This is a genomic window from Variovorax durovernensis (genome assembly GCF_977011995.1).
The window spans coordinates 6,363,690-6,375,803 of sequence record NZ_CDRNCW010000001.1; the positions used below are offsets into that span (position 1 = coordinate 6,363,690).

The 12,114-nt window shown below is 68.2% G+C and carries 12 protein-coding genes; 7 read left to right on the plus strand and 5 right to left on the minus strand.

What is annotated here, in order from left to right:
- Window positions 1–34: 34 nt before the first annotated feature.
- From ACWV14_RS30185 to ACWV14_RS30205, 5 genes are read left to right on the plus strand one after another with little or no spacing between them, the layout of a single operon-like run.
- Window positions 35–1,159 (plus strand): efflux RND transporter periplasmic adaptor subunit, encoded by a 1,125-nt coding sequence (locus ACWV14_RS30185; protein WP_454905465.1) that lies wholly within the window; start codon window positions 35–37, stop codon window positions 1,157–1,159.
- Window positions 1,156–4,236, plus strand: coding sequence for a MexW/MexI family multidrug efflux RND transporter permease subunit (locus ACWV14_RS30190; protein ID WP_454905466.1), 3,081 nt, complete (start codon window positions 1,156–1,158; stop codon window positions 4,234–4,236). Before ACWV14_RS30185 ends, ACWV14_RS30190 begins: the two co-directional genes overlap by 4 nt.
- The gene (locus ACWV14_RS30195) at window positions 4,233–5,672 is read left to right on the plus strand and encodes an efflux transporter outer membrane subunit (RefSeq protein ID WP_454905468.1); all 1,440 of its coding nucleotides are present in this window, start codon (window positions 4,233–4,235) and stop codon (window positions 5,670–5,672) included. The genes ACWV14_RS30190 and ACWV14_RS30195 overlap by 4 nt, the downstream gene beginning before the upstream one ends.
- 35 nt (window positions 5,673–5,707) lie before the next feature.
- A complete protein-coding gene (locus ACWV14_RS30200; protein ID WP_422084588.1) occupies window positions 5,708–6,403 on the plus strand; it encodes a helix-turn-helix transcriptional regulator in 696 nt (231 codons plus the stop codon).
- 40 nt (window positions 6,404–6,443) lie between these two features.
- Window positions 6,444–7,025 carry a superoxide dismutase gene (locus ACWV14_RS30205; protein ID WP_454905470.1) on the plus strand — a complete coding sequence of 194 codons (582 nt, stop codon included), beginning with the start codon at window positions 6,444–6,446 and terminating at the stop codon, window positions 7,023–7,025.
- Window positions 7,026–7,044: 19 nt separating this feature from the next.
- Here ACWV14_RS30205 and ACWV14_RS30210 read toward each other — a convergent pair whose 3' ends face one another.
- Window positions 7,045–7,422, minus strand: coding sequence for a VOC family protein (locus tag ACWV14_RS30210; RefSeq protein WP_422084586.1), 378 nt, complete (start codon window positions 7,420–7,422; stop codon window positions 7,045–7,047).
- A 206-nt stretch (window positions 7,423–7,628) separates the two neighbouring features.
- Here ACWV14_RS30210 and ACWV14_RS30215 point away from each other — a divergent pair, with 206 nt between their 5' ends.
- Together ACWV14_RS30215 and ACWV14_RS30220 are read left to right on the plus strand one after the other, a co-directional pair.
- Complete coding sequence (locus ACWV14_RS30215; RefSeq protein ID WP_454905472.1) at window positions 7,629–8,615, plus strand: Bug family tripartite tricarboxylate transporter substrate binding protein; 987 nt, start codon at window positions 7,629–7,631, stop codon at window positions 8,613–8,615.
- A gap of 60 nt (window positions 8,616–8,675) precedes the next feature.
- Window positions 8,676–9,692: an MBL fold metallo-hydrolase gene (locus tag ACWV14_RS30220; protein WP_454905474.1), complete on the plus strand. Its 1,017-nt coding sequence runs from the start codon at window positions 8,676–8,678 to the stop codon at window positions 9,690–9,692.
- Window positions 9,693–9,741: 49 nt separating this feature from the next.
- On the opposite strand, the gene ACWV14_RS30225 is transcribed toward ACWV14_RS30220, so the two are convergent.
- From ACWV14_RS30225 to ACWV14_RS30240, 4 genes are all read right to left on the minus strand, one after another.
- On the minus strand, window positions 9,742–9,999 hold the full coding sequence (locus ACWV14_RS30225) for a hypothetical protein (RefSeq protein WP_422084583.1): 258 nt from the start codon (window positions 9,997–9,999) through the stop codon (window positions 9,742–9,744).
- 19 nt (window positions 10,000–10,018) lie between these two features.
- Window positions 10,019–10,783 carry an SDR family NAD(P)-dependent oxidoreductase gene (locus tag ACWV14_RS30230; protein ID WP_454905475.1) on the minus strand — a complete coding sequence of 255 codons (765 nt, stop codon included), beginning with the start codon at window positions 10,781–10,783 and terminating at the stop codon, window positions 10,019–10,021.
- A 62-nt stretch (window positions 10,784–10,845) separates the two neighbouring features.
- On the minus strand, window positions 10,846–11,319 hold the full coding sequence (locus tag ACWV14_RS30235; RefSeq protein WP_454905477.1) for a hypothetical protein: 474 nt from the start codon (window positions 11,317–11,319) through the stop codon (window positions 10,846–10,848).
- Window positions 11,316–12,095 carry a Crp/Fnr family transcriptional regulator gene (locus ACWV14_RS30240; RefSeq protein WP_422084578.1) on the minus strand — a complete coding sequence of 260 codons (780 nt, stop codon included), beginning with the start codon at window positions 12,093–12,095 and terminating at the stop codon, window positions 11,316–11,318. The genes ACWV14_RS30235 and ACWV14_RS30240 overlap by 4 nt, the downstream gene beginning before the upstream one ends.
- Window positions 12,096–12,114 lie beyond the last annotated feature (19 nt).

Here is a 12,114-nt window from a genome sequence, read left to right on the forward strand (position 1 = left end):
AAAGCACTTTCTTTGATTAATAATGGACGTCGTAATGAACAAGCAATCAAGGGCCTGGCTGGGCGCCGGCCTGGCGACATTGGTACTGGGGGGAGCCGGCTACGGGCTCGTCACGAAGCTCGAGCCGGCACACGCGCAGGGCACCGGCATGCCGCCGGCCAAGGTGGCCGTTGCCACCGCGCAGAAGACGGAGGTGGCGCGCTTCCTCAGCGGCATCGGCACGCTGGAGGCCAACCGGCAGGTCGAGGTGCCGGCCGAGGTGGAAGGCCGCGTCGCGAAGATCCTCTTCACGCCCGGCGGCGAGGTGCGCGCGGGGCAGCTGCTGGTGCAGCTCAATGACGCACCCGAGCAAGGCGACCTGGAGCGCCTGACGGCCCAGCGCGCCAATGCCAAGGCGCTGCTGGAGCGCACGCGCCGCCTGCTGCCTCAGCAGGCCGCCACGCAGGAGCAGCTCGAACAGGCGCAGGCCGCCTTCGACCAGGCCAGCGGCGACCTCCGGCGCGCCCAGGCCGTGCTCGAGCAGAAGCGCATCAAGGCGCCGTTCGACGGCGTGCTCGGCATCCGCCGCGTCAACCTCGGCCAGTTCGTGCGGGCCGGCGATGCGCTGGTGTCGCTCACCGACAGCCGCACGCTGTTCGCCAACCTCACGCTGCCCGAGACGGCGCTGCCCGAGACGGCGCTGCCCGTTCTCAAGCGCAACCAGCAGGTGGCGCTGTCGGTCGATGCGTATCCGGGCCGGGTGTTCCAGGGCAGGCTCAGCACCATCGAGCCGCAGATCGGCAGCGACACACGCACCGTGCGCCTGCAGGCCACCATCGACAACGCAGACGGCGCGCTCACGCCCGGCATGTTCGTCAATGGCAAGGTCGCGCTGCCGGCACGCACCGACGCCATCACCGTGCCCGAGACGGCCATCACCTACAGCACGCACGGCGACTCGGTCTTCGTGGTGCGGCCCGCCGAGAAGGGCGACGGCTTCACCGCGCAGCAGGTGTTCGTGAAGGCCGGCGAGCGGCAGGACGGCCTGGTCGTCATCGAGAAGGGCCTGATGCCCGGCGACAAGGTCGTCACCTCCGGCCAGCTGCGCCTGTACACCGGCGCGGCCGTGATGCCGACGGCCAAGGACACGCTGGCCCTCGCACAGGAACCCAGGCCATGAAGTTCACCGACCTCTTCGTGCGCCGGCCCGTGCTGGCGCTGGTGGTGAGCACGCTCATCCTGCTGCTCGGCGCGCGTGCGCTGGGCGACCTGCCGGTGCGGCAATACCCGCTGACCGAGAGCACCACGCTCACCATCACCACGCAGTACCCCGGCGCCTCGCCGGAGCTGATGCAGGGCTTCGTCACGCAGCCGATCGCGCAGGCGGTGGCGACCATCGAGAACGTCGACTATCTCTCGTCGTCTTCCACGCTGGGCCGCAGCGTGATCAGCGTGCGCATGAAGCTCAACGCCGACGCCAACCAGGCGCTCACGCAGGCGATGGCGCAGGTCAGCCAGGTCAAGTACCGGCTGCCGGCCGAAGCATTCGACCCGGTCATCCTCAAATCGTCGGGCGAGGCCACTGCGGTGGCCTACGTCGGCTTCTCCAGCAAGACGATGCCGATGCCGGCGCTCACCGACTACCTCTCGCGCGTGGTGCAGCCGCAGTTCGCCTCCATCACCGGCGTGTCGGGCGTCGAGGTCTCGGGCGGGCAAACGCTGGCCATGCGCGTGTGGCTCGACCCCAACCGCATGGCCGCGCGCGGCATCTCGGCCGGCGAGCTGGCCGACGCGCTGCGCCAGAACAACGTGCAGGCCGCACCCGGGCAGGTGAAGGGCCTGTACGTGGTGTCGAACATCCGCGTGAACACCGACCTGGTGAACGTGGCCGAGTTCCGCGACATGGTGGTCAAGCGCGACGGTGACGCCATCGTGCGCCTTGGCGACGTGGCCACTGTGGAGCTGGGCGCTGCAAGCGCCGACAGCAGCGCCACGATGGACGGCGTGCCCGCCATCTACCTCGGCCTGCAGGCGGCACCCAACGGCAATCCGCTGGTGATCGTGAAGCGCATCCGCGACCTGCTGCCCGGCATCAAGCAGAACCTGCCGCCGGGCGTGGAAGTGCAGCTGCCCTTCGAGCTGGCGCGCTTCATCGAGGCTTCCATCGACGAGGTGCAGAAGACGCTGCTCGAAGCCATCGCCATCGTGGTGATCGTGATCTTCCTGTGCCTTGGCTCGGTGCGCGCGGTGCTGATCCCGGTGGTGACCATTCCGCTGTCGATGCTGGGCGCCGCCGCGCTGATGCTGCTGTTCGGCTTCAGCATCAACCTGTTGACTTTGCTGGCGATGGTGCTGGCCATAGGGCTGGTGGTGGACGACGCCATCGTGGTGGTGGAGAACGTGCACCGCCACATCGAGGAAGGCAAATCGCGCGTGCAGGCCGCGCTGATCGGCGCGCGCGAAGTGGCAGGCCCGGTGATCGCGATGACGCTCACGCTGGCCGCGGTGTACGCACCCATCGGCCTCATGGGCGGGCTCACGGGTTCGCTCTTCAAGGAGTTCGCCTTCACGTTGGCGGGCGCGGTGGTGGTGTCGGGCGTGATCGCGCTCACGCTGTCGCCGGTGATGAGTTCGTTCCTGCTGCCGCAGGACACCACCGGCAGCCGCATGGCGCGCGCGGCGGAGTCGTTCTTCCACAAGCTTGCAACGGGCTACGGCCGGCTGCTCGACGTGTCGCTGCACCACCGCTGGGTGACCGGCGTGTTCGCAGCACTGGTGCTGGCGAGCCTGCCCTTCCTCTACAACGCGGCGCAGCGCGAGCTGGCTCCAGGCGAGGACCAGGCCATGGTGCTCACGGCCATCAAGTCGCCGCAGCACGCCAACATCGACTACGTCGAGAAGTTCGGCAAGAAGTGGGACGAGGTGTTTGCCACGCTGCCCGAGAACACCGGCCGCTGGCTCATCAACGGCTCCGACGGCGTGTCGAACAGCATCGGCGGCGTGCAGCTGTCGGACTGGAAAGACCGCAAGCGCAACGCCGACCAGATCCAGGGCGACACGCAGGGCCGCATGAACGACGTGGAAGGCAGCAGCGTCTTCGCGTTCCAGTTGCCCTCGCTGCCAGGCTCCACCGGCGGGCTGCCGGTGCAGATGGTGATCCGCAGCGCGGGCGACCACCGCACCGTTTTCGAGGCCATGGAAGCGCTGAAGAAGTCGGCGCGCGACAGCGGCAAGTTCGCCGTGGTCGACAGCGACCTGGAGTTCAACAACCCCACGGTCGAAATCCGCGTGGACCGCGCCAAGGCCAACAGCATGGGCGTGACGATGAAGTCCATCGGCGACACGCTGGCCGTGCTGGTGGGCGAGAACTACGTCAACCGCTTCGGCATGGACGGCCGCTCTTACGACGTGATTCCGCAGTCGCCGCGCGAGCAGCGCCTGTCGGCCGAGGCGCTGTCGCGCTACTTCGTGAAGAGCGCGAGCGGCCAGCCCGTGCCGCTGGCCAACCTGGTGCAGCTGTCGACCAGCGTGGGCCCCAACAAGCTCACGCAGTTCAACCAGCTCAATGCGTCCACCTTCCAGGCCATTCCGATGCCGGGCGTGACCATGGGCGACGCGGTGGCCTTCCTGAGCGAAGAGGCGAAGAAGCTGCCGGCCGGCTTCAGCTACGACTGGCAGTCGGACGCGCGGCAGTTCACGCAGGAGGGTTCGGCGCTGGTGATGGCCTTCGTGTTTGCCATCGTGGTGATCTACCTGGTGCTGGCCGCGCAGTACGAGAGTCTGCGCGACCCGCTGATCATCCTGATCAGCGTGCCGATGTCGATCTGCGGCGCGCTGGTGCCGCTGGCGCTGGGCTTCGGCACCATCAACATCTACACGCAGATCGGGCTGGTGACGCTGATCGGGCTCATCAGCAAGCACGGCATCCTGATGGTGGAGTTTGCCAACGAGATCCAGATGCACAAGGGCCTCGACCGGCGCGCATCGATCGAGGAGGCCGCGCGCATACGGCTGCGCCCCATTCTGATGACCACCGCCGCGATGGTGGTGGGCCTGGTGCCGCTGCTGTTCGCGAGCGGCGCGGGTGCCAACAGCCGCTTCAGCATCGGCCTGGTGATCGTGGTCGGCATGCTGGTGGGCACGCTGTTCACGCTGTTCGTGCTGCCCACCATGTACACGCTGCTGGCGCGCGACCACCGCGCGGTGGGCCGCTCGCGGCGCACGGCCGAACTCGATGCGCTGGCCGAAGGAGCATGACCATGAACCGACTCTTTTCATACACCGCGCCTTTTTCGTTGAGCCTGCTCGTGCTGGCCGGCTGCGCGGTCGGGCCGAAGTACACCGCGCCTTCGGACGCGCCGGTTGCCATCTCCGCGCCCGAGCGCTCGCTGTTCGCCGACGACGCGGTGCAGCGCGACTGGTGGCGCCAGCTCGACGATCCGCAGCTCGATGCGCTGATCGACCGCGCACTGGCCGCCAACCACGACATCTGCATCGCGCAGGCCCGCTTGCTCGAAGCCCGCGCCACGCAGACCGAGGCGGAGCTAGACCAGCTGCCGGTGGTCACCGCCGGCGCGAGCAAGACGCGCAGCATCGCGCAAGGCAACAGCGGCACGCAGCCCGACGTGCGCTCGCTGTCGCAGAGCAGCCGCGCAGGCTTCGACGCCTCGTGGGAAATCGACCTGTTCGGCCGGCTGAAGCGGCTCGACGAGGCCGCCACCGCGCGCGCCGAAGCCAGCGCCGCCGACCTCGAACAGGTGCGCATCGTGGCCGTGGCCGAACTGGCGCGCAACTACTACGAGATGCGCGGCGCGGAGCAGCGCATTGCCGTGACGCGCCGCACGCTCGACAGCCTGCGCCAGAGCCTGCGCGTGACCGATGCGCAGGTGCGGACCGGCCGCGGCCTCGAAGGCGACCTGGCGAGCGCGCAGGCCAACCTGGCGACCACCGAGAGCCAGCTGCCCGCGCTGGAAACGGCGCGCCGCCAGGCCGCCTACCGCGTAGCGGTGCTGGCCGGCCTGCGCCCCGCCGAGCTCGAACCGATGCTGCAGCCCCGGCCGCTGCATGCGCTCGACAAGCGCCTGCCCGTCGGCGACCTGGCCGACCTGTTGCGCCGCCGGCCCGACGTGCTGCGCGCCGAGCGCGGCCTCGCGGCCAGCACGGCGGACGTGGGCGCGGTCACGGCCGAGCTGTATCCGCGCTTCGACATCGGCGGCTTCCTCGGTTTCGTCGCCTTGCGCGGTTCCGACCTGGGAAGCTCGTCGAGCCGGGCTTTCAGCGTGACGCCCGGCGTGAGCTGGCCCGCCCTGCGGCTGGGCTCGGTGAAGGCACGCGTGCGCGGCGCCGAAGCCCGCGCCGAAGGCGACCGCGCGCTCTACGAGCAGACCGTGCTGCGCGCCATCGAGGACGTCGAGAACGCCCTCACCGGGTACGGCCAGAACCAGCTGCGGCTGCAGCGGCTGGTGGAGGCCTCGGCCCGCAGCGGCCGCGCCGCCGAACTGGCCGAGGTGCGCTACCGCGAAGGCGCCACGTCCTACCTGAGCGTGCTCGACGCCCAGCGCACCCTGCTGCGCGCGCAAGATGCCGTGGCCGAGGCCGAAACCGCCTCGTACACCAGCCTCGTCGCGCTCTACAAGGCGCTGGGCGGCGGCTGGCAAGCACCCGCGGCGGCAAGGGGAGGTCCAACCACCTGACAATGGACCCGTTTTCCTCCACGACCGAACTCGCCATGTCCGCCCCAGATGCCGCCAAGCCCACCTGGATGCCGCACCAGCCGGCAGACCGCATCCTCTCGACGCTCAAGACCCGCGGCGCGCTCGGCATTCCCGACATCGCCAAGGTGCTGAACGTCACCGTGGAAGCGGTGCGCCAGCAGATGGCCAAGCTGGAGGCCGAAGGCCTGGTCGACGCCGAGAGCCGCCCGAGCGGCCGCGGCCGGCCCACGCAGATCTGGCGGCTCACCGGCGAAGGCCACAAGCGCTTTCCCGACACGCACGCCGAGATGACGGTGCAGATGATCAGCGCCGTCATCAGCGTGTTCGGCGAGAAGGGCATGGACCAGCTCATCACGGCGCGCGAGGCCACCATGCGCGCCAACTACACGCAGGCCATGCGCGGCGCGCGCAGCCTGAAGACGCGGCTTGCGCGGCTGGCGGAAATCCGCAGCCGCGAGGGCTACATGGCCGAGTTCCGGCCCGAAGACGAAGAAGGCCAGGGCAACGGCTGGCTCTTCATCGAGAACCATTGCCCCATCTGCACGGCGGCCCAGGCCTGCAGCGGCTTCTGCCGCAGCGAGCTGCAGCTCTTCGACGAAGTGCTGGGGCCCGACGTGACCGTGAGCCGTGTCGAGCATGTGCTCGCGGGCGCGCGGCGCTGTGCCTACCGGGTCGTGCCCAAGCCGGGCGCGTTGCCTGCCGACGAGTGAATCCGTTTCTTCTTTTTCAACAACCACGAAGGTAATCACGATGGAACACAAGCTCCCACCCCTGCCCTACGCCCTGGACGCGCTGGCACCCGAGTACTCGCAGGAAACCCTCGAGTACCACTACGGCAAGCACCACAACGCCTACGTGGTGAACCTCAACAACCTGCAGAAGGGCACCGAGTTCGAGTCGCTCACGCTCGAAGAGATCGTCAAGAAGGCCAGCGGCGGCATCTACAACAACGCCGCCCAGATCTGGAACCACACCTTCTTCTGGAGCTGCATGAAGCCGCAAGGCGGCGGTGCACCCACCGGCGCGCTGGCCAAGGCCATCGAAGCCAAGTGGGGCAGCTACGACGCCTTCAAGGAAGCCTTCGTGAAGTCGGCCGTGGGCAACTTCGGCTCGGGCTGGACCTGGCTGGTGAAGAAGGCCGACGGTTCGGTGGACATCGTGAACACCGGCGCCGCCGGCACGCCGCTGACCACTGCAGACACCGCGCTGCTGACCGTGGACGTCTGGGAACACGCCTACTACATCGACTACCGGAACCTGCGCCCGAAGTTCGTCGAGACCTTCCTGGCCAAGCTGGTCAACTGGGAATTCGCAGAGAAGAACTTCGGCTGAAAAAGCACCGGCTGGTCGCTCAGCCGTTGATGAGGTTCAGGATGTTCCCGTCGGGGTCCTTGAACCACGCGACCTTCATGCCGCCCATGACGTGGAGGTCGCCTTCGAGCTTCGTGCCGGGCATGTCGTAGTGCTCGAAGCGCACGCCCTTGGCCCCGAGCGCGGCCACCAGGCGCCCGATGTCGTCGCCCACCTGCCAGGTCACTGCCGTGGCCTGGTTGGTGCCCGCGAACGACGAGCGGTACACGTTGATGCGGGTGTTGCCGCTGCGGTAGACGATCACTTCCTCGCCTTCCGCGTCGACCTGTGAAAGGCCCAGCGTGCCTTCGTAGAAGCGGCGCGCCACGGCGAGGTCTTTCACCGCGAGGTTGGCCACGGCGTCGATGTTTCCGAGCATGGATGTCTCCTTTTCCGGGAATACTCAACCGGCCGGTGCAGTATTTGCCTCGGGCCGCCCCCTGTCAAGCCAGCGCGAGCCGATACGGGGCCCATCGCGAATCGCGAAAACCCCGGGGCACCGCTTCCGGCACACTGCACCCCCGGTGCAGTGAAGACAATGCGACTGCAACCCCGATCCGCTTCGCTCCCCACAAAGAGACAACCATGATCCGCAGACACCTCGGCACGCTGGCCATCGCGCTGGCATTCCCGCTGGCCTTCACGGCCCCCCTCGCCCACGCACAGGCCGCGGCCTACCCCGCCAAGCCGATCCGCATGATCGTGCCCTTCCCGCCCGGCGGCGGCACCGACATCCTGGCGCGCCTGGTCGCGCAGAAGCTCACCGAGGTGAACCACTGGACCGTGGTGCCCGACAACCGCGCGGGCGCCGGCGGCACCATCGGCATCGCCGAGGCAGCGCGCGCCGCGCCCACGGGCTACGACATCGTGATGGGCCAGAAGGACAACATGGTCGTCGCGCCCTGGCTCTACAAGAACCTGAGCTACAGCCCGGTGAAAGACCTGACCGCGGTGGCCCACGTGGCCTACACGCCGGTGGTGATCGTCACGCAGGCCAACTCCAAGTTCAAGACGCTCGACGACGTGGTGAAGGCAGCGCGCGCCGCGCCCGATACCGTCACCTACGGCTCGCCCGGCAACGGCACCACCATCCATCTCGCCGGCGAGATCTTCAACGGCGCGGCCAAGATCAAGATGCGCCACGTGCCCTACAAGGGCTCCAACGCGGCCATGATGGACGTGCTCGCGGGCAACGTCGACCTGATGGTGTCGTCGGTGCCCTCGGCCATGGCGCAGATCAAGGCGGGCAAGCTGCGGCCGCTGGCCGTGACCTCGGCCAAGCGCAGCACCTCGCTGCCCGACACGCCCACCGTGGCCGAACTGGGCTACAAGGACTTCGACGTGAGCACCTGGTACGGCCTGTTCGTGCCGGCCGGCACGCCCAAGGACGTGGTGGCCACGCTCAATGCCGAAGTCAACAAGCTGCTGGCCACGCCTGAAATGAAGGCCGCCATCATCGCCCAGGGCGCCGAGCCGCAAAGCATGACGCCGGAGCAGTTCGGCAAGCTGCTGAAGACCGACTACGAAAAGTGGAAGGGCATCGTGCAAGCCTCGGGCGCGACAATCGAATAAGACAGGGCGTCGCAGAATGGTGTCTCCAGGACAAGCCGCAACGACGGCATGGAGACACCGATGGTTCCTTCCCTTCCCCTGAAGACAGCCGCCCTTGCGGCGGTTGTCGCACTCGTCCAGGGCTGCGCGCAGACGCCCGCGCAGAAGCCTTCCGACGCAACCGTGGCTGCCCACGTCGCGGCGGCCACGCAGGCCGCGGGCTCCGACCTCGGGCCGCTGCTTTCGCTGTGCAAGCCGGCTCCCGCCACGCGCCCGCCGCAGGAAGAGCTCGACAAGGGCCTCCCGCTGCTCATCAACAAGCCGGCGCCACCGCCCGCCAAAGCCTTCGACAACCTGTACTTCGTGGGCGCCGACTGGGTCAGCGCCTGGGCCATCAAGACCTCGGACGGCATCATCCTCATCGATGCGCTCAACAACCAGGTGGAAGCCGCCGCGCTGATCGAAGGCGGCATGCGCAAGCTGGGCCTCGACCCGGCGCAGATCAAATACGTGATCGTCACGCACGGGCACGGCGACCACTACGGCGGCGCGCCCTACCTCGCGCAGAAATACCGCGCGCGCGTGGTGATGAGCGATGCCGACTGGACGATGACCGAGACCAAGCTCGAATTCGCCACGCCCATCTGGGGCGCGCCGCCCAGGCGCGGCGCGGGCGACATCTCGGCAAAGGACGGCGACCGCATCACCCTGGGCGACACCACCGTCACGCTGTACCTCACGCCGGGCCACACCATGGGCACGCTCTCGCCGGTGTTCGACGTGAGCGAGAACGGCCGCAAGCACCGGGCCATGCTCTGGGGCGGCACGGGCTTCAACTTCGGCAAGGACGTGCCGCGGCTGGACAGCTACATCGCGTCCACGAAGCGCATGGACTCGCTGGTGAAGGCGCAGAACATCGACGTGATGCTGTCGAACCATTCGAACGTGGACAGCTCGCAGGCCAAGATGGCCGCGCTGCGGCGGCAGCCGGCGGGCGCGGCGAACCCCTTCGTGATGGGCACGCCGACGGTGGAGCGGGCATTGAGCGTGATGGGCGAATGCGCGCAGGCGCAGCGTGACCGGTTCACGATGCAATGAGCGGGTCTTTGCGCCTTCCCCCTCTGGGGGAAGGAGAAATACCGAAGGCTTAGTCCGGCACGAACTTCGCGTTGAAGATGGCCACGTCCGACTCCAGTTCGAACGTCGCCACCTGCCCCATCTTCCCGTCGCTCATCCTGCAGGCCGAGAACAGGCTGTAGCGGCCCTTGAAGTAGAACTCGTCCATCACGATCAGCGCGTACGGATAGGGCACGAAGACCTGGTGCTCGAAGACGATGCGGTGCACGTTCCTCGGCGAGGGGAAGAGCTTGTATTCGAGGGTGTCGATCGACTTGGCGGTGGCCATGGCTTGGGCGTCCTCGGTTTCAGGCCGGATCGCGCACGTCGGCCACGGGCTTGGCGCCGAAGTCTTCGCGCGCCAGGTAGCCCAGCACCTTCGCCGCGGCCGTGGCCGGGCTGTCGAGCATGCCCTCGTTCTTCATCTTCTCGAAGCGCGTGCGGTCGGGGAACTTGTCGGCCGAGGCGCCGCGCAGCTGCACCTGCATGTCGGTGTCGATCACGCCGGGCGCGAGCGAGACGATGCGCGCGCCGTTGGGTGCGTTCGCCTCTTCGAGCGCCACGGCGCGCGAGAAGTGGTCCATGCCGGCCTTGGCCGCGCAGTAGGGCGCCTGGCTGCCCATCGCATTGCGGCCCAGGCCCGACGAGATGTTGAGCACCTTGCGCACGCCGCGCCATTCGCGCGTCGCGCCCAGGAACGCGGCGGTCAGCAGCATCGGCGCTTCCAGGCCGATGCGCAGGGCCAGCGACAGCTCGGCCTCCACGGCGCGCGACAGCGGCGCGGGGTTGCCGACGGTGCCGGCGTTGTTGATGAGCGTGACGCTGTCGAAGCGCTGCGCGTCGACGGTCTTGAGCCATGCCGACACGCGCTCCGATGCGCCCACCGGGTCGGACAGGTCCTGCTCCCATTGCACGACTTCGGCGCCGGCGGCCTTGGCGGCCTCGGCCAGCTCGGGCGACTGCTTGCGCGAGATGCCGAGCACCGTGTGGCCGGCCTGCAGCAGCTGTTGGGCCATGGCCTGGCCCAGGCCGCGCGAGGCGCCGGTGATGATGGTGAGGTGGGAAGCGGTCATCGGAGAGTGGTCTTTCTGGAAAGAAGGCGGGGAGATTAAGGGGTATTGAAAAGCCTCGCGGCTCAACCGGTCCGGAACTGCTTGCGCAGGAAGTTGCGGTGGCGCGCGATGTGCTGCAGCTGCGCGGGCGCGACGGTGCCGCCCAGGTCGACTTCGTCTGCGCCGTTGAGCACCGCGTTGGCGTTGGTCATGGCGCGCGCCACGACCTCTTCCTCGCTCACGCCGAGCTGCGCCGCGAGGTCGAGCGCCACGCGCCGCATCGCACGCTGCGAGAGCATCCACATGGCGCCGAAGCGGTCCCATGCGAGTGCGGTTTCCTCGGCCTTCTCGCGGTCGGCGAGGATTTCGCTGAGCGGCTTGGCCAGCACCGCATCGAGTTCCTCGAGCTTTTCGGCCAGTTGCTCATTGCGCGCGAGCGCCTCTTCGAGCGTCGGCCCGGCCTCTTCGGCCTTGGGCTTCTTCGACGGCTCCGGCGGGGGAATGAACGCGGCCTCCGCGTTCGCGGGCACGATCTGTATCTGGTCTTTGAGCGTCATGAGGTTTCCGTTTCCGCGGAGGGTTGGCTGTTCTTCTTGTTCGACATCGCGGTCGCGCGCAGGCCCGGCAGGTCGAGCACGCGCAGGCCACCGTACTCCACGCGGATCAACCCCTGCGCCGACAGGCCGTTGAGCGCCTCGTTCACCCGCTGGCGCGAAAGGCCGACCAGGTAGGCCAGCTCCTGCTGCGTGATGCGCAACACCTCGCCCACGCCCGGGTACAGCACCGGGTTGAACAGCGACACCAGGTTGCGCGCCACGCGCGCGTCGGGGTTGTTGAGCCGGTCGATCTCCAGCGCCGCGATGAACTGGCCGAGCCGCTCGTTGAGCTGGTTCATCACGAAGCGGTTGAAACCGATGGAGTGGTCGAGCAGCCAGTGGAAGCTTTCGATAGGCAGGCCCGCAATCAGGCTGCGGCGCAGCGCCTGGATGTTGTAGCGGTAGGGCTCGCGCTTCATCACCGTGCCCTCGCCGAACCAGCCGCCGGGCGGCACGCCGGTGTAGGTGACCGAGCCGCCGTCGGCGTTGTCGTTGCTCATCTTCAGCAGCCCCTCGACCACGCCGAACCAGTAGGTGGGCGAGCGGCCGACGCGGCACACCAGGTCGCCGGGCTCTGCTTCGCCGACCACCAGCGTGGCCTCGGCGCGGCGGCGCTCGGCGGGGGTGAGCGTGGGCAGCCAGGGAATGCCGTCGAGTTCGGCGGCGTTGGCCGGACGCACGCGGTCCTTGATCGAACCGCCGAGCACGTTGTTGTGGTTGAGGTTGCCGTGAGGCATCGGGAAACTCCGGGGAGTA

Coding starts and splice junctions, on each gene's coding strand:
- ACWV14_RS30185 (WP_454905465.1), top strand. CDS start 35: ATGAACAAGCAATCAAGGGCCTGGCTGGGCGCCGGCCTGGCGACATTG.
- ACWV14_RS30190 (WP_454905466.1), top strand. CDS start 1,156: ATGAAGTTCACCGACCTCTTCGTGCGCCGGCCCGTGCTGGCGCTGGTG.
- ACWV14_RS30195 (WP_454905468.1), top strand. CDS start 4,233: ATGACCATGAACCGACTCTTTTCATACACCGCGCCTTTTTCGTTGAGC.
- ACWV14_RS30200 (WP_422084588.1), top strand. CDS start 5,708: ATGTCCGCCCCAGATGCCGCCAAGCCCACCTGGATGCCGCACCAGCCG.
- ACWV14_RS30205 (WP_454905470.1), top strand. CDS start 6,444: ATGGAACACAAGCTCCCACCCCTGCCCTACGCCCTGGACGCGCTGGCA.
- ACWV14_RS30210 (WP_422084586.1), bottom strand. CDS start 7,422: ATGCTCGGAAACATCGACGCCGTGGCCAACCTCGCGGTGAAAGACCTC.
- ACWV14_RS30215 (WP_454905472.1), top strand. CDS start 7,629: ATGATCCGCAGACACCTCGGCACGCTGGCCATCGCGCTGGCATTCCCG.
- ACWV14_RS30220 (WP_454905474.1), top strand. CDS start 8,676: ATGGTTCCTTCCCTTCCCCTGAAGACAGCCGCCCTTGCGGCGGTTGTC.
- ACWV14_RS30225 (WP_422084583.1), bottom strand. CDS start 9,999: ATGGCCACCGCCAAGTCGATCGACACCCTCGAATACAAGCTCTTCCCC.
- ACWV14_RS30230 (WP_454905475.1), bottom strand. CDS start 10,783: ATGACCGCTTCCCACCTCACCATCATCACCGGCGCCTCGCGCGGCCTG.
- ACWV14_RS30235 (WP_454905477.1), bottom strand. CDS start 11,319: ATGACGCTCAAAGACCAGATACAGATCGTGCCCGCGAACGCGGAGGCC.
- ACWV14_RS30240 (WP_422084578.1), bottom strand. CDS start 12,095: ATGCCTCACGGCAACCTCAACCACAACAACGTGCTCGGCGGTTCGATC.